At 65.5% G+C, this 22,127-nt stretch carries 20 protein-coding genes and 1 other RNA gene; 4 read left to right on the top strand and 17 right to left on the bottom strand.

Annotated elements, in window-relative coordinates; translation table 11 throughout:
- Positions 1 to 46: 46 nt before the first annotated feature.
- The 6 genes from pncB to NMB96_RS10165 form a co-directional block, all read right to left on the bottom strand.
- Positions 47 to 1,228 carry a nicotinate phosphoribosyltransferase gene (gene pncB, locus NMB96_RS10190; RefSeq protein ID WP_006452555.1) on the bottom strand — a complete coding sequence of 394 codons (1,182 nt, stop codon included), beginning with the start codon at positions 1,226 to 1,228 and terminating at the stop codon, positions 47 to 49.
- Between the two features lie 172 nt (positions 1,229 to 1,400).
- Entirely contained in the window at positions 1,401 to 2,369 is a 969-nt protein-coding gene (locus NMB96_RS10185) for a glycoside hydrolase family 113 (RefSeq protein WP_255086819.1), read from the bottom strand.
- Positions 2,351 to 3,658 carry a hypothetical protein gene (locus NMB96_RS10180; protein WP_043888945.1) on the bottom strand — a complete coding sequence of 436 codons (1,308 nt, stop codon included), beginning with the start codon at positions 3,656 to 3,658 and terminating at the stop codon, positions 2,351 to 2,353. Before NMB96_RS10180 ends, NMB96_RS10185 begins: the two co-directional genes overlap by 19 nt.
- A 49-nt stretch (positions 3,659 to 3,707) precedes the next feature.
- Positions 3,708 to 5,615: a glycosyltransferase family 2 protein gene (locus NMB96_RS10175; RefSeq protein WP_023902648.1), complete on the bottom strand. Its 1,908-nt coding sequence runs from the start codon at positions 5,613 to 5,615 to the stop codon at positions 3,708 to 3,710.
- Between the two features lie 12 nt (positions 5,616 to 5,627).
- Entirely contained in the window at positions 5,628 to 6,656 is a 1,029-nt protein-coding gene (locus NMB96_RS10170) for a hypothetical protein (protein ID WP_183086892.1), read from the bottom strand.
- Positions 6,657 to 6,785: 129 nt separating this feature from the next.
- A complete protein-coding gene (locus NMB96_RS10165) occupies positions 6,786 to 7,625 on the bottom strand; it encodes a glycosyltransferase family 2 protein (RefSeq protein WP_043888944.1) in 840 nt (279 codons plus the stop codon).
- Between the two features lie 392 nt (positions 7,626 to 8,017).
- Between NMB96_RS10165 and NMB96_RS10160 the strand changes: the two genes are divergently transcribed.
- From NMB96_RS10160 to NMB96_RS10145, 4 genes are all read left to right on the top strand, one after another.
- The gene (locus NMB96_RS10160; RefSeq protein ID WP_183086893.1) at positions 8,018 to 9,175 is read left to right on the top strand and encodes a phosphotransferase enzyme family protein; all 1,158 of its coding nucleotides are present in this window, start codon (positions 8,018 to 8,020) and stop codon (positions 9,173 to 9,175) included.
- Positions 9,176 to 9,207: 32 nt separating this feature from the next.
- Positions 9,208 to 11,376 carry a TonB-dependent receptor gene (locus NMB96_RS10155; RefSeq protein WP_043888943.1) on the top strand — a complete coding sequence of 723 codons (2,169 nt, stop codon included), beginning with the start codon at positions 9,208 to 9,210 and terminating at the stop codon, positions 11,374 to 11,376.
- Between the two features lie 235 nt (positions 11,377 to 11,611).
- On the top strand, positions 11,612 to 12,187 hold the full coding sequence (gene pnuC / locus NMB96_RS10150; RefSeq protein ID WP_043888942.1) for a nicotinamide riboside transporter PnuC: 576 nt from the start codon (positions 11,612 to 11,614) through the stop codon (positions 12,185 to 12,187).
- A 105-nt stretch (positions 12,188 to 12,292) separates the two neighbouring features.
- Positions 12,293 to 13,021: a UTRA domain-containing protein gene (locus NMB96_RS10145; RefSeq protein ID WP_043888941.1), complete on the top strand. Its 729-nt coding sequence runs from the start codon at positions 12,293 to 12,295 to the stop codon at positions 13,019 to 13,021.
- A 409-nt stretch (positions 13,022 to 13,430) separates the two neighbouring features.
- Here NMB96_RS10145 and NMB96_RS10140 read toward each other — a convergent pair.
- The 11 genes from NMB96_RS10140 to gspG form a co-directional block, all read right to left on the bottom strand.
- Positions 13,431 to 13,522: non-coding RNA, sX9 sRNA (locus NMB96_RS10140), on the bottom strand.
- Between the two features lie 59 nt (positions 13,523 to 13,581).
- The gene (locus NMB96_RS10135) at positions 13,582 to 14,421 is read right to left on the bottom strand and encodes a glycosyltransferase family 2 protein (RefSeq protein ID WP_255086818.1); all 840 of its coding nucleotides are present in this window, start codon (positions 14,419 to 14,421) and stop codon (positions 13,582 to 13,584) included.
- On the bottom strand, positions 14,418 to 16,724 hold the full coding sequence (gene gspD / locus NMB96_RS10130) for a type II secretion system secretin GspD (protein ID WP_255086817.1): 2,307 nt from the start codon (positions 16,722 to 16,724) through the stop codon (positions 14,418 to 14,420). Before gspD ends, NMB96_RS10135 begins: the two co-directional genes overlap by 4 nt.
- Complete coding sequence (gene xpsN, locus NMB96_RS10125; RefSeq protein WP_168957120.1) at positions 16,721 to 17,503, bottom strand: type II secretion system protein XpsN; 783 nt, start codon at positions 17,501 to 17,503, stop codon at positions 16,721 to 16,723. The genes gspD and xpsN overlap by 4 nt, the downstream gene beginning before the upstream one ends.
- Positions 17,493 to 18,146, bottom strand: coding sequence for a type II secretion system protein GspM (gspM, locus tag NMB96_RS10120; protein ID WP_016901906.1), 654 nt, complete (start codon positions 18,144 to 18,146; stop codon positions 17,493 to 17,495). Before gspM ends, xpsN begins: the two co-directional genes overlap by 11 nt.
- Positions 18,130 to 19,251 carry a PilN domain-containing protein gene (locus tag NMB96_RS10115; RefSeq protein WP_115039749.1) on the bottom strand — a complete coding sequence of 374 codons (1,122 nt, stop codon included), beginning with the start codon at positions 19,249 to 19,251 and terminating at the stop codon, positions 18,130 to 18,132. Before NMB96_RS10115 ends, gspM begins: the two co-directional genes overlap by 17 nt.
- Positions 19,248 to 20,099: a type II secretion system minor pseudopilin gene (locus tag NMB96_RS10110; protein WP_104549260.1), complete on the bottom strand. Its 852-nt coding sequence runs from the start codon at positions 20,097 to 20,099 to the stop codon at positions 19,248 to 19,250. The genes NMB96_RS10115 and NMB96_RS10110 overlap by 4 nt, the downstream gene beginning before the upstream one ends.
- Positions 20,096 to 20,731 (bottom strand): type II secretion system protein J, encoded by a 636-nt coding sequence (locus NMB96_RS10105; protein WP_023902635.1) that lies wholly within the window; start codon positions 20,729 to 20,731, stop codon positions 20,096 to 20,098. The genes NMB96_RS10110 and NMB96_RS10105 overlap by 4 nt, the downstream gene beginning before the upstream one ends.
- Positions 20,728 to 21,144 (bottom strand): type II secretion system protein XpsI, encoded by a 417-nt coding sequence (gene xpsI / locus NMB96_RS10100; protein ID WP_023902634.1) that lies wholly within the window; start codon positions 21,142 to 21,144, stop codon positions 20,728 to 20,730. Before xpsI ends, NMB96_RS10105 begins: the two co-directional genes overlap by 4 nt.
- Positions 21,141 to 21,650: a type II secretion system protein XpsH gene (xpsH, locus tag NMB96_RS10095; RefSeq protein ID WP_255086816.1), complete on the bottom strand. Its 510-nt coding sequence runs from the start codon at positions 21,648 to 21,650 to the stop codon at positions 21,141 to 21,143. The genes xpsI and xpsH overlap by 4 nt, the downstream gene beginning before the upstream one ends.
- Before the next feature lie 10 nt (positions 21,651 to 21,660).
- Positions 21,661 to 22,092, bottom strand: coding sequence for a type II secretion system major pseudopilin GspG (gene gspG / locus NMB96_RS10090; protein ID WP_043888939.1), 432 nt, complete (start codon positions 22,090 to 22,092; stop codon positions 21,661 to 21,663).
- Positions 22,093 to 22,127: the final 35 nt, after the last annotated feature.

The raw sequence follows: 22,127 nt of genomic DNA, 5'->3' as shown, positions 1-22,127 counted from the left end.
GCATGTGATGCGAGCGGCGCCGAAAGGCGCCGTTCGTTTATCTGCATCACGCTGATTCCGGTACCGGCGGCAGACCGAACACATCGCGCAGATAGCGCAGGTAGCCGGGGTCGTCGCACATGCTCTTGCCGGGCGAATCGCTGAGCTTTGCCACCGGCTGGCCATTGCAGCGGACCATCTTGATCACGATCTGCAGCGGCGTCGGTCCCAGGTCGTTGGTGAGGCTGGTGCCCACGCCGAACGCCAGCCGGCAGCGGGTGTGGAAGTGCGCGTACAGCCGCATCACCTTGTCGATGTTGAGGCCATCGCTGAACACCAGCACTTTGGTCGCGGGGTCGATGCGGTGCGCCTGAAAGTGCGCGATGACCCGCTCGCCCCAGTCGAACGGGTCGCCCGAATCATGCCGCATGCCGTCGAACAACTTGCAGAAATACAGGTCGAAGTCGCGCAGAAACGCGTCCAGCCCGACCACATCGGACAACGCGATACCCAGATCGCCGCGGTACTCGCGCGCCCACGATTCCAGCGCCGCCACCTGCGAATCGCGCAGCCGCGGCCCCAGCGCCTGGAAGGCCTGCAGATACTCGTGCGCCATCGTGCCCAGCGGGGTCAGGCCGTAATGCTTGGCGAAATAGACGTTGCTGGTGCCGACGAATTGTTCGCCCAGACCGTCGCGCAGCAACGGCAGCAACTCGCCGTGCCACTGCTGCGAATAGCGCCGACGAGTACCGTAGTCGGCGATCTTGCAGCCGGCGGGCATGCTGCGCAGGCTGCTCACCTTCTCGCGCAGGCGGCTGCGGCCTTGCTCGAAATCCGGCTCGGAGGTGTTGCGGAACCACACCTCGTTGATGATCGCCAGCAACGGCACTTCGAACAGGATGGTGTGCAGCCACGGGCCACGGATGGTCAGCTCGATCTCGCCCGGATGGGTGGTCGAGGCCGACAGCTGCAGATACTTGCGATCCAGATGAAACAGCGCCAGGAAGTCGGCAAAATCCGGCTTGATGAAGCGCAGGCTGCGCAGGTAGGCCACTTCGTCCTCGCGTAGCCGCAACCGGCACAACGCATCGATCTCGCGCGAGATCTCCTCGATGAACTGCGCCAGATCCACACCGGGCGTGCGGCACTTGAAGCGGTAGTCGACCTGCGCGGCCGGGTGTTGATGCAGCACCGCCTGCATCATGGTGAATTTATACAGGTCGGTGTCGAGCAGCGAGTGGATGATCATGCCGCCGGATTATGCCCGTAGCGGCGATCGCGCTGCGTGCAAGCCAATCCGATGCCCTGGGCGCCGCCGCGCTGCAAGGGCAGCGCAGCGGCAGTGCGCTGGGCGATCTGCTTCGGCGATACCTAGGCAATGGCGCTCGGCACTGTCCCTGGACGATGCCATGCGCAATCGCTCAGCGCGCCAGCACCTGCTGCGCCGGCTTGCCCTGCACGGTGAAGTCGCTATCGCCCGGCCCGCCGGCCTTGGGATCGGTGTACCAGCACCACAGCGCGATGCCTTCCACGCCATGCGCCTGCAGCACCTTGCGCCACTGCTGCAACACCTGCAGTTGCAGCCGCGTATCGACCGCGGCGGCACGTTGTTCGGGGCTTTCCCAGGGCGCGGCCAGACTGCCGCGCGCCGAGCGCAGGCCCAACTCGGCCACCCACACCGGTTTGCCCACGCGTTGACCCAGCTGCTGCAGGCGCTGCGCAGCGGCGTTCATTTCTGCCGTGCGCGTGGCGGCCGCTTCGGACAGCCGTGGATACAGGCTGGTGCCCACCGCATCGAACAACGCCCAGTAGCGGAAGCTCTCGGCATGCTCCATGCCGTCGGCCACGTACAACACTTTGCCGCGATAGACCTTGCGCACTTCCGCCACCAGGCCGGGCCACTGCGGCGCGTCCTGCAGCTTGCGCAGTTCGGTGCCGATCACCAGCGCTTCGGCGTGTTCGTCTTCGGCCAGTCTGGCCAGCGGCAACAGCGCGTTCTGATACGCGGCAAACCAGGCCGCCTGATCGGTGGGCTCGGTATCGCCCGCCCAATGGCCGGGAATCCACACGTGCACCTTGAGCGTGGTTTGCAACCCCGCGCGGTGACCTTGGCGCAATGCGGCGCGCATGGCTTCCACACTGCTGTCGCTGCCGAGTACCGGGTCGTTGGACTGCGGATTGGCTTGCCACACAAACGCCACCAGCAGCGCCTTGCTGGCACCGGTCTTGGCCAGTGCATCCAGCGACTGCGCCGCAGACGCGCTCTCCCACGGCGCATTGGCCGACACCTTGACGTTGGCGCCCATCCACGTCGATGCGTCCGCGTTGCATCCGGTTGCCAGCATGCACACGCCGACCAACAACACGCTGCTTAGAACGCGTTTGAACATGCGGCAGAGGCCTCGCTGGTCAACGGTGTCGTAGGATGCGCGCACTCCGTTGCAGCACCCAGAGTTGCCGTGCGCTTGCCCGGCTGCACGACCGTGTCCGTCGTCGCAGCGCCGGACGACGCGCCATCGGCAGCAACACGCGTTGCCGCAGTGGCATCGACCCTCGCCATGGCGGCATCTGCCGGCTGCACCACAGCGGCATTCGCTGCTGCAGGCGCCACTGTGCGACTCGCCGGTAGCGACACCGGCGCGGCCATCACCAGCGCCTCGCCCTGCAACAACGACTGCGCATCGGCAGGCGCTGCACGCAGCCAGCTACCCCAGCCCTGCGGCTGCACCCACGCCGCACCGACCAGGCCAAGCAACAACAAGCCGGCCGCCTGGCTGCGCTGATCGGCACGCAGCGCGCGCAACAACAACGCCGCCGGCACCCACAGCAGCAACAAGGCATCGAAGCCGGCCCAGCCGAAGGCGAACGACAACGCCGCCACACAGACCACCGTGCCGGCACTGGCCACCACGCCGCGCGTGAGCGCGCCACTACGGCTGCGTGCCAGCAACGCCAGGATCGGGAAGCACACCGCCGCCGCCACGCCCCAACGCACGGCCGGCAACCAGCCTTCTGCATGCTCCGCCAAGGGCAACGGCAGTGGATGCGCACCCTGCGCGATGCTGGACAGCGTCGGCCACGGCGCATTGAACACGGTCAGATTGACGTAGGCCCACATGCCCACCAGAAACGCGAACGGCAGATAGCACACCAGATAGAACGAGCCCGGCGCCTTGCGCAGCATCTGCGGCGGCATCACCAGCAGCAGCCACGGCGCCACCATCGTCGACAGCGCCAGGGTCTGCAGATCCAGGCACAGCAGGATGCACAGCCAACCGGCAATACGCAGGTAAGTGAAGGCCTCTACCGGCGTCTGCAAGCGCCGCAGGGTGCGGCACAAGCCATAGAACGCGAGCAGGCCCACCGCCTGGCTACCACCTGCGGCGATCGGCAGCAGAAATAGCGGGTTGCAACCCACCAGTAGCGTGAGCCCGCTGGCCCAGCCACGTCCGAACACGCCGGCCAGATCGCGCCACAGCAGCGACAGGAACAGCGCATTGGCAGCCACCGCCACGAACGGCCACACCTGGAACGGCAGGTTCCAGCTGTGCAGCCCAAGATCGATCGCCCACGACAACAACCCGGTCGCCGGCAAGCCTGCACCCGGCGCCATCGCCGGTGCGGCCGTGCCCACCGACTGCACCAACAACGGCTGGCTCAGCAGCGACAACGCCACCACGGCGACCAGAAACGCTGGTAGCCCGCTGTCGCGACGCGGTGTGACCGATTCACTCGTCGAGTGCGGCGCGACGCTCGTTTTCCGAATGCTTGCTGAGGCCATGAGTGGTCTTCTCCCAATAGAACGGATTGTGGATCAGCTGCCAGAGACCCTTGTAAGCGGCGATCGACTGCAACACCCAGTAAAACGGCACCGTCAGCGCATACGGTGCCAGCTTGAAGTAATCGCGCTTGAACGCAGCCACCAGCGTGACGTAGATGAAAAACGCATTGGCCAGCAGCAGATTGACCAGCGAGATCGCGGCCAGCCACGGCGGAAAGATCGCATCGAACACGCGCGCACCGCTCACCACGCTGATCAGGCACAACGCCCACATCACCGGCACGCCCAGCGCGATGAAGAAATTGCCGCCAATGAAGAACTGAAAGCCCCAGAACCCCTTGAACCCGGTGCTGCGATACAGATGCACCGGGTCGCGCATGTGCACCAGCCAGGTCTGCATATAACCCTTGAGCCAGCGCGAACGCTGCCGGATCCAGTTGGGAATGCTGACGTTGGCTTCTTCGAACGTGGTGGAGTTCACCACGTTGACCCGGTAGCCGTTCTGGATCAGCCGCACGCCCAGATCGGCGTCTTCGGTGACGTTGTACGGATCCCATGCGCGCACCTGGCGCAACACATCCAGACGGAAGTGATTGGAGGTGCCGCCCAGCGGAATCGGGATGCGCAGATATTCCAGCGCCGGCAGGTAGAAGTCGAACCAGAGCGTGTACTCCAGCGTGAACATCCGCGTCAGCCAGTTCTCGTCGGCGTTGTAGTAGTTCAGCCGCGCCTGGATGCACACCACATCCTTCTCGGCCTTGCGGAACGCCGCCACCACGCGCTTGAGCTGATCCGGCTCGGGCTTGTCTTCGGCGTCGTAGATGGTGAGCAGTTCGCCACGCGCAAAATGCAGCGCGTAGTTGCAGGCCTTCGGCTTGGTCTTGGGCTGCGACGGCGGCACCCGGATGATTTCGAAGAACGCTTCCAGCCCGAGTTTCTTGGCCGCATCGATGGTGTCGAAGTCGTCCGCTTCCAGTACCAGCTTCACGTCGAGCTTGCTGATCGGGTAATCCAGCTTGCGCAGCGCGTTGGCCAGGATCGGCAGGACTTCCGGCTCCTTGTACATCGGCACCAGCACGGTATAAACCGGCAGGTCGTCATCGCGCAGCGCGGCCACTTCGTCCTCAGTGACCTTGATATCGATGCGGTGGCGCGAGCCGAACCACACCAACAGCAGCTTCAGTCCGAAGGTCGCCAGAAAGCCGAACGCCACCAGCACGTTGAGCGTGATCAAGGCCGGCACCGGAAACAGCACCATCGCGATCACCAGCACCGCAGCGATCGCCCACAACGTGTAGTTCTGCCCGCGCGTGACCACCTGGCGTGCCGAATAGGTCGGCGCATGCGCGGCGAGCAGGTTCAGTGCGTTGTCGGTGAGCTGCTCGTCGGCGTAACGCTGCAGGCTCCAGATGATGTCGAACTTGGCAGTACCGACAAACCGCACCTCTTCGCCGTAGTGCGCACGCGCCCAGGCAAACAACGCCGGGTCGGGATCGGCCACCGCCAGCACCAGCACGCCGTCTTCGCGCCGCCACGGCAACAGCAGACGCTGCGCGTAGCTTTCCAGATCGCCGGGGGTGAGCAGGTCCGGATCCGGCGGCTGCTGCACCAGGTCGATGAACTCAAGACCGAAGTGCGCGGCGACGATGGCGTAGAACCGCTGCGCCGGCACACCGCGCTGGGCCAGGATCACATCGCCCAGACGCGAGTTCCAGCGTTGCTGCAAGGCCAGCGCCGAGCGCAGCTGTTCGTCGGTGATGACGCCTGCCGTGACCAGCGCGCGACCCAACAGACCGCGTTCGCGGCCGATGTCCGGTGCCCGTCCCAGCGCTTCCATTTCGCAGGTGACCGTCATTGTCATGTGTCCTTAGAACCGCCACCAGGCGGCCACGAATGGCCCGCCTGCAGCAGCGGTATTGCGGCCCATCACCGGCTGTTGATACCCCACCTGCCACTGGCTGCCGCCCGGCGCGGTGTACAGCGTGGACAGCTGCAGCTTGGTGAGGTCGTAGTTGGTGCCGGTGGCGACGAAGCCGGAATCAGCCGGAGTTCTGCCTTCGATAAAAGCGTCGTTACGACCGTTGCCCAGACCCTGAATCACGTTGAGCTCGCCGAGCAACAACCAGCTCGGGGTCAGGCTCAGACCGGTGGACGCATCCACCCGCACTTCGTCGGAGGCGGCACTGCCGCGCAGGCGCACTGCTCCGCCCAGATCGACGTAGCCGTTGCGGCCGCCCAGCGTGTAACCCCGCCCGCGGCTGTAACGCAGCTCCAGGCCATAGTCGCCAAGGCCCAGCGCCGGGTCGCGGCCCGGATTATTCGGATGGTAGGTCTTGCTGCGGCCATATGCCGGGATGCTAACCAACGCCTGCACCGAACTGCGCCAGACATCGTCCTGCGCGCTCGGAAGCGCGTAGCGTAGGCCGATTTCCTGATCGGCAAAACCGGTCGTGCTGGTGCGCGTACGGCCATCTCCGCCGTAATTGCTGAAACCGACGTCGGTGAAATAGAAATTGCCGATAAAACTGAGCTTGTCGGTCAGGCCATGCTCGACGTAGACATTCAGCTGGTCCTGGCGGCTACGCCCGTTTCCATCGAATTGTTGGCCGTCACCGAAGGTGGTGCGGTGATGGCTATCGTCGAACCAGCCACGGCCATCGCTATGCAGCGCCTTGACGATCACCAGCGTGTCGCCCTGCGGCTGGGTCCAGGCACCGGCCAACGCCGTGCCTGGCAACGCGGCCAGCGCACAACCCAGCGCAAGCGCCGAGGCAGATGCCAGCGGCAAACGGCGGAGGTTGCGGGTGAGGCGCGGCGGTGAAACAGCCGAGCCGGAGTGCGGCAAGGCGAGGCACGACTGACGTACCCGCAAGCGCGGGTCGTTCTGTAAAGACATTTGTACGATTCCTGATGGGGGACCCGGAAGGGACAGGAAGCTAGGGGTTGATCACACTTCTAGGCGAAACGTATCACAGTTTCGGCCTGCCGCCATCACTGATTTATCACAAATTTAACACTGGCGAACTCATCTCTTTTGCAACAAACGCGGTACCTGCGCGGCGGCGTGGGTCCAGATGGCAAGCCAGACGCCCAGCCGGGTCGCAAGCCCGCGTTGACCGGCCTCGAACTTGCGGAAATAGCGCCACAACCCGCGGTGCTTATGCCATTCGACGAAGAACGGACGCGCCCGGCTGGAGACGCCGCGCACGTGCACCACCTGCAGATCGTTGGCCACCGCGACCAGCGCACCGGCCTGGCGCGCGCGCCGGCACAGGTCCAGATCTTCGGCGTGCAGGCGGTAGTCCCCATCCCAGCCGTCGACTCGGTCGAACAGGCTGCGTTGCATCAGCATCAAGGCCCCGGAAATGGCGTCCACGGGCTGCAAGGCCAGCGCCGGGTCGGCCGGCACCGCCAGCTGGGCGGCGGCACGCGGTGCACGCAGCATTGCGGCAAAGTCCGGATCGCGGCGGCGCACTGCGGCATCCGGCCGCCCCTGTTCGTCCACCTGCTCCACGCCCAACAGCACCGCCGGGTGCCCGTCCGCGCGTGCGCGCAGCTGCACCAGGGTGTCGGGTTCGACCATCAGGTCCGGGTTGATGAAGACCAGCCAGGGCGCCTGCGAGTCGCGGGCGCCTTGATTGCAGGCGGTCGCAAAGCCGGGGTTGTCCGGATTGGCGATGAAATGCAGCCGCGCATCGGCCAGCGCATGCCGCTGCACGACCTCCAGGGTGTCGTCGCTGGACGCGTTGTCGACCACCCGGATTTCGCTGATGCCCTCGGCCGCGCGCAACCGCGACAGGCAGGCATCGATGGTGCTGCTGCTCTGATAGGTAACGACAACGGCGGCGATCTGGACAGGTGTCATCCGGCAATTATCCCGTGCCAAGGCCGCGCAGCGCCATTGCCATCTCCATCGCCGTCGTCGCTGCCGCCGCTCCTGCAAGGCCGGCATGACGGCCGCCTGCTTGAGCAGGCATACTGCGCGCCCGAAAGCCGCCAGGCGGTTTTCGGTAGCGCCGCCTGCGGCGCACCCCCTACACCTGATCCATGAGATGACGGCCAGCGACCTTTCGGTGTTGCGCTGCCTTATCAATCCATGCGTCGCGACCGCCTGATGGCGCGCGCGATGCAACGACGGCCTGGCAGCGCCGTCTGTGTCGTTGCTGGCGTGCGCGCCGGGTCTGGTGCATCGGCCCCGCTCTTTTGGTCTATACCACTGACGCTTCCTGTCAGCGCTCTCTTGCCGAGCGTGTGCCCATGAGCACCGAGCATCAGGTGCATGGCATGAGCCTGGAATTGGCGCTGCCAGACTGGCCGATGTTGACCGCCGACGAGATCCATCGCGTGTTGCAGCGCGTGTCCGGCCACGCCGGTGGCGAGGTGATCCGCTGGCATAGCGCACGCCCCTTTTCCGCCGCTGCATGCGTGGACACCGCAACCGGCACGCTGATCGTCAAACGTCACCACTGCCGCGTGCGCACGGTCGCTGCGCTGCGCGAGGAACACGTCTTCATGGCGCATCTGCGCTGGGCCGGCGCGCCGGTGGTCGAGGTGCTGCACGATGCCCAGGGCCGCACCACATTGACGCAAGGCGATTGGGTCTACGAAGTGCAACGCGTCGGCGCCGGGGACGATCTGTACCGCGATGCGTTGTCGTGGACCGCGTTTCACAGCGACCAGCATGCGTTCGCAGCCGGTGCTGCCTTGGCACACCTGCATCTGGCAGCACAGGGATTCGACGCGCCGCCGCGCGACACCAGCGTGCTGGTCGCCAACTTCAGCGTGTTTGCGCAGGCAGACCCGATCCAGGCACTGGAACAGGCACTGTTGTCGCGTCCTGGCCTGGCCGCCGATTTTCAACAGCGGCCGTGGCGCAGCGATCTGGCCGCACATCTGTTGCCCTGGCACGCACAGGCATGGCCGTTGTTGTCGGCACCGGGGGCGATGCCGCCGCTGTGGACGCATGGCGACTGGCATGCCTCCAACCTGTTGTGGCGCACGCAGGACGGGGACACCGAGGTCAGCGCGGTGTTCGACTTTGGCCTGTGCGATCGCAGTTTTGCGCTGTTCGATCTGGCCACCACGATCGAACGCAATCTGATTCCGTGGCTGAATCTGGACAGCGGGCAACGCGCGCAACCGCAGCTGGACCAACTCGACGCACTGCTGGACGGGTACGCACAGCGCTGCCCGCTGGAGGCTGCGCAACTGCGCCTGCTCGCCGCCTTGCTGCCGATCGTGCATGCCGATTTCGCCTTGAGCGAGATCGAATACTTCGCCGGCATCTCCCGCTCGGCCGGCAACGCCGACATCGCCTATCACCGTTATCTGCTTGGCCACGCGGACTGGTTTGCCAGTGCCGATGGTCAGCGTCTGATCGAACACCTGCACGCACGTGCGCGCCGTCTGCCATGAGCGTTTTTCTTTCTTCTTTTCGAGTCTTGCGCATGCCTGTGTCCCCCACCACCCTGCTCTCTCGCTGCCCGCTCGCGCTTGCACTGGCGCTGTGTATCGCAACACCGGCGTTGGCGCAGCAGCAACCCGACGACGCAGCGGTCGAACTGGACGCAATCAACGTGCGTGGCGAGCGTGCTGATGCAAACACTGCATTGACCGGATTCGGTGCCACGCGCCTGCTGGATGCACCGGCCTCGATCGCGGTGTTCGATCGCCAGCAATTGCTCGATCGTCAGGCACGCGTGCTCAGCGAGGTCTTGCGCGCCGATGCCTCCGCAGGCGATGCGTATGCGCCGATCGGCTACTACGAAAACTTCGTGGTGCGTGGCTATTCGCTCAACGCCGCCAACAGTTACCGCATCAATGGCCTGAGCGCGGTGGGCGAGCAATCCATTGCGCTGGAAAACAAGCAGCAGGTGCAACTGCTCAAAGGCCTGGCCGGCCTCCAATCTGGAGTCAACGAACCGGCCGGGTTGATCGACTACCGCACCAAGCGGCCCGAGCATGTGCGCAGCGTGACCCTGGGCACCGACGAGCAAGGCTCGCGCTATGTCGCGGCCGATCTGGGCGACTGGTTCGGCGCCGAGCGCACGCTGGGTGTGCGCGTCAATGCCGCGCACGAAGACATCAACAGCTATGTCGACCATGCCGATGGCTACCGCAATTTCCTCTCGCTGGCCGGCGACTGGAAGATCAGCCCGCAATCGCTGCTGCAACTGGATGTGGAATACCAGCATCGGCAGCAACGCTCGGTGCCGGGTTATCAGCTACTCGGTGGCACGCAGGTGCCGCGCGACATCGATGTGCATCGTCTGCTCGGCTACCAACCGTGGTCGCGGCCGGTGGAGATGGACTCGCTCAATGCGCAGCTGCGTTACGCCTACCAACTCAACGACAACTGGCGCGCGACTACCGAGGCGTCGCGCAGCCGCTCGGTGATCAACGATTTCTCCGCGTTTGCCTGGGGCTGTTATGGCGCGGCCAGCTGCGCCGACATTACCACGCCCAACTTTTTCAGCGCGCAGGGCGAGTACGACGTTTACGACTACCGCAGCCCCGACGACACCCGCGTGCACGATCAGGTGCGCGCCACATTGGAAGGCCATGTGGTCACCGGCATGCTGGATCACCGTCTGAGCATCGGTGGCGATTGGTTACGCCGCACCATCGAGCGTTTCGGCTCGGTCAACGAATTCGTCGGCAGCGGCAGCATCGACCGCGACCCGGAGGTGTTTACACAAACCGACGTGGCACTGGACCCGAAGCAACGCCGTCTGGATAGCCGTCAACGTGCCTTGGTATTGGCAGACCGCATTGGTCTGGGTTCGCAATGGGAGTTGTCGCTGGGCGCGCGTTATGTGCGGCTGGACGAGCGCGCCTTCGATCGCGACGGACTGCTGGAACGACGCACGCGCAAGGACGCATTGCTGCCGCAGGCGGCGCTGCTGTTCAAGCCGCAGCAGCAGGTGGCGTTGTATGCCAGCTACGCCAAGAGCCTGGCAGCCGGCGGCACCGCACCATGGTTTGCCGACAACGCCGATGAAATCCTGCCGCCCACCAACGCGTATCAGCTGGAAACCGGCGCGAAGATCGAGCTCGATGGCCTGCGTCTTGGCGCGGCACTGTTCGACATCCGCCAGGCCTACCAGTTCACCCAACCGCAGGCCGACGGCGGCTTGCTCTACGTGCAACAAGGCCGCCTGCACAATCGCGGCCTGGAGCTGTCGGCCGACGGCGCAGCCACCGAACAACTCCGCATCTTCGCCAGCGTTGCGGCGATCCGTGCGCGTGCAGAAGACACCGACATTGCCGAGTACGAAGGCCATCAGGCGATCAACGTGCCCAAGCTGCGCGCCAGCGTGCAGGCCGACTACAGCGTGCCCGGTGTCGATGGTTTGGCGCTGCTGGCAGGCATGCAATACAGCGGGCGCAAGTTCGCCGATCGCCTCGGCAATGCCAGCGTGCCGGCCTACACGGTGGCCAATCTGGGCGCACGCTACGCCACTGCACTGGGCGGCTTGGCAACGACCTGGCGCTTGAACGTGGACAACGTGTTCGACAAGCGCTACTGGCGCGATAGCGGTGAATACCAGGGCGATGCGTATCTATTCCCCGGCGCGCCGCGCACTGCGCGATTGACGGTGCAGGTGGATTTTTAAAAAAGTGCTCCCCCATCCGCCCTGCGGGCGGCTTGCTCCGCAGGGGCGGGAAGAGAACAGCATCGGCGTTGTTGGTTTGGGTCTTTCTCTTGCGACATGCGGGCAGCTGTGATCTGACCCTGGTGTGCACTGCAGCTGCGATTCGCGCAGTGAACGACCTCCACCGGCTGCACGCACTGTCGCATTCGCATCTTCCGCCCTTGCCGCCACTGATCCACTTTCCATCAGGCTTTGCATGTCACTGCTCGAATCCATCGCCGTCGTGATCAACCTGCTCGGCGTCTGGCTGACCGCGCGGCGCATTCGCTGGTGCTGGCCGGTTGGCATCGTGGCGGTGGCGCTGTACGCCTGGCTGTTCTATCAGTGGAAGCTGTACTCGGACATGCTGCTGCAAGGCGTCTACGTGCTGACCCAGCTGTACGGCTGGTGGCACTGGCAGCGCGGCACCGCCGCAGACATGCGGATTCGCCCATTGCCGATGCCACACGCGGAGCTGTGGGTGTCGCTAGGCATCGGCGCACTGTTTGCCGCCGCGCTCGGGGCCTACATGCATCACCGCACCGATGCTGTGCTGCCGTGGCTGGATGCGGCGCTGGCCAGCTTCAGCCTGGTGGCCAGCGTGTGGGCCGCGCGCAAACGCATCGCCAACTGGGTGCTGTGGATCGTGCTCGATTGCATTTACGTGGGCGTGTTCGTCAGCAAAGCGCTATACCCCACTGCCCTGCTCTACGCCGGTTTCGTGGGGCTGGCGGTATATGGATGGCGTAGCTGGAAAACCCAACAGCAGCAGAACCCGGCAGGCATCGACTGAGCCATGTGCGGTTTGTGGGCGCGTTCTTCTTTACCATCGCAACATGCATCTCTTTCATCACACTGCCTTGCACATGCGCTGCACCCGTCATCGGTGGATCGCCGCATGAGCATGTCGCGCCAACACGCCATCACCGAAATCATTTCCGCGCAGATCGCCGCCGGCGAGTGGGGCCCGGACCAGCGCCTGCCGGTGGAGCGCGAGCTTGCAGAGCGCTTCGCCTGCACCCGCATCACCTTGCGCGAGGCCTTGCAGCAGCTGGAAGCCGAAGGCCGCATTTACCGCGAAAACCGCCGCGGCTGGTTCGTCAGCGCACCGCGCGTGCGCTACGACCCCACCAGCATCGCCGGTTTCATGCAGTACGTGGCCGCGCAAGGGCGCAAGCCGCGCACCGAGCTGCTGAGTGCCACTCGGCAGGCAGCCGGTGCCGCGTTCGCTGCGGCATTGCGGTTGGAAACAGCGTACGAAGAGGTCTTCGTGCTGCAACGTCGGCGCTGGATCGACCGCCGCGCGGTATTGCTGGAAACCAACGTGGTGCTGGCCGCGTGGGCACCGGGCCTGCTCGAACACGATCTGGCCGGTTCGCTGTCGAGCGTGTTCAACCAGAAACTGGGACTGTTTTTGAGCCGCGCGCACGTCTCGATGCATCCGGCCGGACTGGATGCCACGCAAGCCATGCTGTTGCAATCCACCACCGGCACGCCGTGCTTCCGGCTACAGCGGGTCAGCTTTGCCGAAGACGGCCGCGCGGTGGAGCTGGATATCGAATCCTGGCGTCACGACGCACTGGATGTGGTGGTGCGCACCGAGGCGCCGACGCGCTCGGCTTCTTAAGAGCGGCTAACAAAACGTACGTCATGCCAGCCTACTGCAGAGCGGCTGATCTGCGGGTTGGCTGCAGGGCCCTTGCCCGCCCACCGTCGCGGGACACGCTGCAAGTACGTCCATGTAGGCTCTTACGCGGCATCCATGCCGCGTAAGGTCCCGCGACGGTGGGCGGGCAAGGACCAGTCGCGATGGTCGGTGCATGGCTTTTAACAAAGCCGCCAGGAAACTATCTGGTGCGGTGTCCTCGCCGATTGCGGGACCGTGTGGCGGCATGGATGCCGCCACCGAGCCTCCATGGATGGGTTCACGGTGTGTCCCGCAAGCGGCGAGGGCACCGCGCACTCGACCCACTCAGCGTTTAATCTGAACTTCCGACACGTCTGACCTGAACTTCCGACGGCATACACCAAGATGCGGCCGACAACACCATTGCACTCACCGCACGGCGAGCAGTCGTCAGCTTGCAGGGGATAGCGCTCAACGAACCGCACTGTACGCGTGGTACATGCCGCACCGAATACCGGCTGCGCCCGCCTAGCGGTGAGCATGCCGCTTTGGCAGCTGCTCTACGCTTCAAATAGCCTGCGTTGTGGATCCGGCGGCGGCAAGTCGGCCAGCAACTGCGCGAGTTGATAGCGCTGTGCACGTAGCGGGTCGTGCATCAGGAAGTTGGCCAAGCGTGCGTGCCAGGCCGGCCAGCGGGTGGCCAGTGCATCCATGTCGCCATCGGCCGGGCGGCCTTCGTGCGGCGAGGCGACGAAGGCGGTTTCGCACAGCACATTGCGCCACCCCAGCCCGCCCATGCGCAGGCTCAGATCCACCAGCGCGGCGTACCACGAGCCGTAACTGCTCGCATCCAGGCCGCCGGCCTTGCGCCGCGCACTGCCGCGCAGCAGCACGGCGTGGCCGGTGGCCGAGGGCAGTTCCGGGTGCAGCGGTGGCATTGCGGCGCAGGCGGCGGCAAGCCGGTCCGGCGCGGCGGGCATGGGGTTGAGTTCGCCCAGTCGTGGCCAGCCACATGCTTCGCCCACATTGCTCCAGGGCGTGGCGGTGGCAATCGCCGCATCGCGCGCAAAGCAGGCGTTGAGCTGATTCAGCCACCCCGGCAGCGGGCAGGCATCCACACCCAACACCACCACATCGGCATCGCCGCAGCCGCTGAGCATTTCGTCCAGATGCGCCACCTCGCCGAGCATGCGCTGGCGGCGGGTGTGATGCGCCTGCAACGGCGTGCGCGCCAACCAATGTTCGATCACCGCTCGGCCGCGCGGGCCGGCCTGCGCATCGTCGGCCAACCACACCCGCGTGCCGGCGGGTGTGGCCGCATCCAGTGCGCCCAGGCAGGCATCCAGGGCCTCGTCGTCGGTGCCGACCGGCACCAGCACGACGGGCAGAACCGCACTCACTGCGGCTTCTGGCTGGGTTTCAGCGGCTCCATGGCCTTGAACTTCTGACCGTATTCGTCGGTGAGATTGCGCGCTTCCTGCGGGTTGCGCACGATCGACGGGGTAATCAAAACGATGACTTCGCGGCGGGTCGTGTCCCTGGTCTTCTGACCAAACAAGGCACCGACCACTGGCAACTTGCTGAGGAACGGGACCCCTGAACTACCGTCGCTGGTGCTGTCATCGATCAGGCCGGCCAGCATCATGGTGTCGCCACTCTGCACCGCAGCTTCGGTTTTGACACGGCGCGTATTGATATCGACGTTACAGGCAGCGCTGTTGACGGTCGTGGTGGTTGCCGCCGTACACGCTGCGGGCCGTGCACCGGGCGTGCTTATTTCCTGCACGATGTCCAGGAATACCATGCCGTCCTTAGTGACGCGCGGACGCACTTTCAGGATCACACCGGTATCGATGTATTGCACCGACGAGAAGCTGCTGTCGCTGCCCAGCCCAGTGTTGATCGATGTGGAATTGATCGGAATTCGCGAACCCACATTGAGCGTGGCTTCGGCGTTGTTTCGCACAAAAACCGACGGCGTCTGCAGCAGGCGGATATTGGTGACCTGATCCAGCGCGCTGATGACCGCAGCCGCATTTTTCCCCAGGAATGTCCAACCCACCCCGTTATTGGTGATGCTTCCCGCTATGTCGCCCCAGATATTGCGGCCCGCAGCCGATGGCAGTGCAGGACCGCCACCATTACCGTTGGCGTTGAACGGAGTTGTCACCGCATTTTCGAAGTACCAGTTCACACCGTACTGAAGCTGGCCAGTCAAATTCACCTCAGCCACCTGCGCTTCGATATGCACCTGCATCGGCATCACGTCGAGCTTTTCGATGACGTCGCGGATCGAGGTCCATGCCTGCGGCGTGGAGCGCACCAGCAAGGTATTGGTTTCGGCTACCGCCGAGACACCCACCTTGTCGCCGGACACCTCCAGCGTCACCGCACCATTGCCGTTGCTGCGCGGCGACAACTGCAAGCTGCCATTGCCCAGGCCCCCACTGCTGCTGCCACTGCCACTGCTGCCGCCGAAGCTGCTGCCGGAGGAGCTGCCATCGTTGCTTTCGCCGATGCTGCCGCCGGTGGTGCCGGAGCTGCCACCCATGCTGCTGTCGCGATTGCCGGCCACGCCGCCGAGTACGCTGGTTTCCGAACCCGGTGCCAGCGATGCATTCGAGTCGCTGCCATTGCCACGCCCGCCGCCAAACACTTCCGACAGGCGATCGGCCAGATCCTTGGCCTTGATGTATTTCAACTCGTACGAAAACAACCGCACGCCGCCACCCGCGCTGTCGATGCGGTCCAGCCAATGCTGGATCTGGTCCAGATAGCGCGGCTGCGGGGTGATCACCAGCACCGCGTTGGCGTTTTCCAGCGGCATGAAACGGAACATGCCGGCGCTGGGCGTCTTGCTCTGTTCGCCGAAGACCTTTTCCAGATCGGCGGAGACTTTTTCGGCCTTGCCGGACTGGATCGGGAACACGCCCACCGACATGCCCGACAGCCAATCCACGTCGAAGATCTGCACGGTGCGCAGGTAGTTTTCCAGCTCGGCGCGGGTACCGCCCAGCGTGATCACATTGCGCGAGTTGTCGGTGCCGACGATGGCGTTGGGCCGGGCGTAGGGCTCCAGCACCTTTTTCATTTCGCTGGCGGAAATGAACTTCAACGGCACCACGCGCACCTCGAAACCGCGCGCGGACGACGGCGATGCGGTACTGGGCGCGACGGTGCCGGCCAGCGCCTGGTCGGCCGGCACGATGTTGTAGCGGCCACCGTTGAACACCATGCGCGCGTTGTTCCAGCCCAGCACCATTTCCAGCAGGTTCAAGGCTTGCGCCGGCGAGACGGGATTAGGCGTGGCCAGGGTCACGGTGCCTTGCACGCCCGGCGCGATGACGTAGTTCTGGCCGAGCATGTCGCCCAGGATCGCCTTGACCACGGCCTGCACCGATTCGCCTTCGAAATTGAAGGTGGCGCTGCCGCTGCTGGCCATGCCCAGCGTGGGCGACGGCGCGGCGGCCGCGCTCTGGTTGATCATGCTGCCGCTGCCGCGACGGATCACCGGCACCGGCTTGGCGCTGGTGTTGCCGTCGGCAGCTTGCTCGGCGCTGGTCTGGGTGGCGCCGGCAGCGCCGACTTGCGGATCCAGGCGCGCGTCGCGGCGTACGTCCGGCGGCGGAGTGGTGGCACAACCGGCCAACAGGCCAATCAGCAGGGACACGGGGAACAGGCGCGGCGTCATGCGTTCACTCATTGGGTCTGACCGGGGGTTGAGCCGCTCTGGCGCTGCTGTTGCAGCTGGCGGCGTCGGGCTTCGATGCGTTCGCGGATGGCACGCATCTGATCGTCGGAGGGGCGTGGGGCTTCCTGGGCGCCGTCGCTGCGTTGCGGCGGCACCGTCGGCGGTGCCTGCCCACCGGGCTGCTGGGCAGGCGTGGCAGGCTGGGGCTGCGGCGGCTGCACCGCGGCGGCATCGGGCGATGGTAACGGTGGCGTGGCGCCGGGTGCAGCCGGCGCGCCGGCATTGGCGGTGGGCGGCTGCCCGCCCTGGCCGTTGAACACCTGCAGTTCCAGTGTCTGGGTGCCGCCCGGGCCTTCGATGGTTGCGCTGCGCGGCTGCAGTGCGAGCAGGCGCCAGCCCTTGACTGCATCGCCGCCGAGTTTGACCCGCACCGAATCGTGCGGGTCCAGGGTCAGCGTGGCCATCTTGAAGTTGTCCGTCAGCAGCACGCCGGTCAACCGCACCGTCGATGCGGCGCCGCTGCCGTCGTTGCCGGACAGGAAGAACGGATGCGGCAGGCGATCTTCCGCGAAGGCCGGATGCGCGGCGATTTCCGAATATTTCTCGAACGCGCCCAGCCGCTCCGGCGCCGGTGCCGGCAGGGTGGGCAGGCGCTGCACCAGCGCCGGATCGTCGGGCAGCAGCTCCACCCGCTTGCCCAGGCCGGCCACCGCCAGCACGCATACCAGCAGTGCCCAGCCGACCACGGTGGCCAGCAACCAGGTGCGCAGCCCGATCAGGTCAAGGCGCATTGCTGGCCTCCGCGGCGTCGGGGGCGGCGGGTGCGGCATCGGTATTCAGCGGTGCGGCGCTGGCGCCCGGGCGCAGATAGCCGGCCAGTTCGAAGGCGATATCCAGGCCGTTGCCGCTTTCATTGGGCGAGAGCTGGTAGCGCTGCGCCATCACGTTGAGGTTGTCCACGAACAGGCGCGGGGTGCCGTTTTCCAGGCTGTACAGCACCGAGGCCAGCTCAGGGGTGCCGCAGCGCAGGCGCACCTGCACCGCGACGCGGGTGAAGCGGTCCTTGCTCTCCGGCTGCAACGGCGAGCGGTTGCTGATGGCGCAGCTGCGGTTGCCGGGGCTGGCTTCCACCACCGCGCGTTCCAGCCGCTGCACCAACCCGGCCGAGGCCAGTTCGGCGGACGTTTCCGGCAAGAAGCCGGGGCGGCTTTCCAAGGTCTGGCGCGCCTGACGCAGCCGTTTGCTCACTTCCGGCGCCTGCTGCAATTGCACGCGCACGCGCAGCTCGCGCTCGCGCAGCGCTTGCAGATCGTCCTGCACCGCGATCATCGGCTGGGTGAACCATGGGTGCACCAGCACCAGATAGGCCACGCCGATCACTAGCAGCAACAGGCCCAAAGCGATCCAGCGATCGCGCTTAACGCTGCGTGGCATCGGCCGCCTCCTTGGCATCGGGGCCGGCCAGCTCGGCGGTGATGGTGAAGCGGTCCACATTACGACCGGCATCGCTCTGCAGCACGCCGGTCAGCGAGGGCGTGCGCCACAGCGGCGAGCCTTCCAGACGACGCACCAGCGAGGACGCTTCGTTGCTCAATCCGATCAACTGCAATTGCCCGCCTTCGACCGAGAATTTTTCCAGATAGGTGCCGCCGGGCAGACGCCGGCTCAGCTCGTCCCAGATTTCCACCGAGGTGGGGCGGGTGGCGCGTTGCTGCTGGAAGAAGGTGGCACCTTCGACCAGATCCAGCAATTGCTGGCGTTCGGCAGCGACCTGGCGCGCACGTGCGGCGTTGGCCTGCACCTTGGCACGCAAGTCGTCGGCGGCCTGGCGGCGGTTGTCCAGCAGCAGCCAACCGGCCACTGCCAGCAGCACCAATGCGGCGGCAGTGAGCAACAGGTTCCAGCGCTGCATCGGGTCGCTGCGGCGCAGGCGACGCGCCGGCGGCAGCAGGTTCACGCCTAACGGCAGGCCATGCGCATCGGTCACATCGATGCCCGACAACGCGCTGCTCCATGCGTCGGGCACACCGTCCGGCCCATCGATCATGCGGCGCGGCACCACCACCAGTTCGGCATCGAGCTGGCCGTCTTCGCGCACATCGAGCACGCGCGCGTCGAAATACACCTGGTCGGCGGTGAACGGGGTTTGCCGATCGATTTCAAAACGCGCCACATCCTGCAAACGCGCGGCGGCGGCGGCAGGCAGGCGCAACGGACGACGCAAGGCATGCGCGGCCGGCAACAGCCAGTGCCGCGGCAGTCCTTCCAGTGCGGTCGGCAGCAAGGCATTGACTTCCTGCGGCTGCACCGGCCACGGCAGGCTGGCGATGGTCTCGCTGCTGTGGTCGCGCTGGCGCAGCAGTTGCAGCGCGTCGCCGTCCGGTTGCAGCAACAGGCGTGACTGCGACAGACCCAACTGCCATTGCCAGCGCTGCGGCAACCAGGCCAGCAACGATTGCTGCCACCAACGCCAGAAGCCTCCGGCTCCCGGCATGGCGCGTACGCCGATACGACCCAAGGTATCCCGCCATGCGGTCATTGCACTGCTGCTCCTTCTTCCCAACGCAACACGGTATACGCCGACCCAGGTAATGCGGACGCACTGATGGACACGACCGCCCGCAATACGGCCTCGCGTCCCTGACTCAGTCGCGCCCGGCTCTCGATACTATAAGTGTCCGAGCCACCGAGCGTCGCCTCGCTGCCAGGCAAACCCGGCGGCGCATCACGCTGGGCCAGCAATTGCCGCGCATCCAGCCCCATCGCGGTCAACACAGGGCCCGGCGCAAAGCGCGCTTCAGGCCGCGAGCGGCCGCTGTACAGCGTGAGGTTGGGCAACAGCTTGCGATACAGCTCGCCATCCATGCCCAGCACCAGGCGCAACTCGCCCAGCGTTTCGAACGGGCCATCTTTTGCGCCGTACGGCAACCCGGCATCGGCGTAATCGCGATCTTCTGCGCCGCCGCCCGGCTGGCTCAACGAATCGCCATCGCGCCAATCGACGATGGCGCCGGCAATGCGCGCATCGCGGCCCTGCTCGCCACCGACTGCGCGCACCAATCCCGCCAGCAATGCAGGCTCGGCCATATTCAAATCCACCTTGCCGCTTTCGTCGGTAATGCGGATCTCCACCGTGGCATCGTCCATCTGCCAACGGTAGCGCCGGCCGTCTGCGCGCCAGCGCGCCTGCGTGTCGGTACTTTGCAAGCGAAACAACGCGTATTCCAGGCCGGAGCGCGCGTATTCCTGCGCCTGCGCGCCGTTGCGCAGCATGCTGCCCTGCAGTGCTTCCACCCGCGCGGTCAGCGCGAATGCGCCGATCATCGCGGTGAGCAAGGCGATCAACCACAACACCAGCACCAGCGCGGCACCGCGCATGCGGCTCATTGCCCCGCTCCCGGGTTGCTGGACTGCGGCAACGCCACCACCAACGGCGGCCACGCGGCATTGCCGCTACGGATCTCGATGCGCACCAGCAGCGGCAGCCGGTCGTGCCATTCCCATTGCGGCAACCACGCGCTCAGGCGGCCGCTCTGCGGATCCATGCCACGATAACGAAAGCTCACCTGCTGCACGCCTTCGGCGAGTGTTTCCGGCGGCAGCGTGGTGCCCTCTTCGATCGACTTGCCCGACTGCAGCATGGTCAATGCAATCAACAGATTGCGCTGCTCGCCATCGCCGGCCACCGACAGATCATGCAGATACGGCCCGCCACGGCCCAGATAATCCGGTACGTCGGCGGCAAAACGCATGCGCTGCGGCTCGCCGATGAACAACATCGGCTGCTGGCTTTGCGGGTCGATGCCCATCGCAATCGGCAACGCGGCCGCCAGCCGGCGACGCAGGAATTCTTCCACCGCGCGCACACGCTCGCTGCGCTGGGCGATCGCTTCGCCGCGCTGACTCACCGCACTGGCCGAGCGCAAGGTGGCGAACGCCAATGCCAGACCGCCCACCAGCAACATCGTGGCCAGCAGCACTTCAATCAGGGTGAACCCGGCGTTGCGCGAACGGCTCATGGGGCGCTGCCTGGCTGCGCCGCAGCGACCAGCCGCAAGGTGCGCCATTGCAGCACCTGATTGGGCTGCTCGCCCCAGCGCACCACCAGGGTCAGTTGCAGCAACGTATGCGCACCCGGTGAAACCGGCGCCTGCGGATTGCGCCGCGGTTCGTCGTACGGGCGCACATCCATCGACCAGCGAAAATGCCCGTCTTCGAAGCTGCCTTGTTGCTGCTCGGGCACCAGCGGTTTGTCCATGCCCTGCGCGGCCAGCAACGATTGCGCATGCAGCGTGGCGCGCGTGCTTTCGTCGGCCGCGCGCACCTGACGTGCAGCGCCGGATAGCGATCCCAGCAACAGGCTCAACGCCAATGCCAGCAGCGCAAAGGCGACGATCACCTCAATCAGTGTGTAACCGCGCTGGCGCTTCATGGCGCCGGCGTCCGCAATTGCCCGGAGCGCACTTCGCCGGTGATCCAGCCCACGTCCACACGCCAGGTAGCGTCCTTGACGCGCAGGTCGATGCGCCCGCCGGTAGAGGCGCCATCCGGGAAGAACTGGATGGCGCCCTGATCCTGCCGCGACTGCACCTGCCGCGCACCGGTAAAACGCACCTCCAGCGACGCCGGCAGATCGCCGTGATGGCCGCCGGGCGCTTCCCAACGGTGCTGCTGCGGGTCGATCAGAAAGCGCTGCGGGGTGCCGGTGGCGATTGCCTGGGTGCGTGTATAGCGCAGCTGCGAGGCGATCGCCTTGCCGGCGGTGCGCAGGCGCATGCCGTCGATCCCGCCATTGAGTGCGGCAGCGGCCAGCACGCCGGCCATCGCGATCAAGGCGATGACCAGCAGCATTTCCAGCAACGAACTGCCACGCGTGCGTCTGCCACCAGGACCGACCACTCCATGCGGATGACGCAACGGCTGACACGCAACGCGCATGGCGGAAGGCTTATTGGTACTTGATGTCCGCGTCGTAGCTGCTGCCGCCGGGGCGGCCGTCCTTGCCCAGGCTGATCAGATCGAACGGCTGGCCATCGCCGGGCACACGGTATTCGATGGTGTGGCCCCACGGGTCGTTGAGTTCGACCGGCTTGGCGTACGGACCCAGCCAGCCACTGCTGCCGCCCGGCTGGGTGACCAGCTCATCGAGCTTGCCCGGCAACTTGCCGGTGTCGAGCTGGAAATTCTCGATCTTGCCGGCCAGGGTCTGGATCTGCGATTTGGCCAGGTTGGCCTTGCCGCGATCGGCACCACCGAGCACACGGCTACCGACCAGGGTGAGCACCGCACCGATCAGCACGATGACGATGATGATTTCCAGCAAGCTCATGCCGGCCTGGGCTGCACGCGATGGACTACGGGTAATGGAGCGCTTGATCATGAACGATTTCCTTGCACGTCGATGAAAGATGCTGC

Source organism: Xanthomonas hortorum, assembly GCF_024339125.1.
Lineage (GTDB): Bacteria > Pseudomonadota > Gammaproteobacteria > Xanthomonadales > Xanthomonadaceae > Xanthomonas > Xanthomonas hortorum.
Note: the sequence above shows the minus strand (reverse complement) of the source record. Positions and strands in the feature narration are given on the sequence as shown.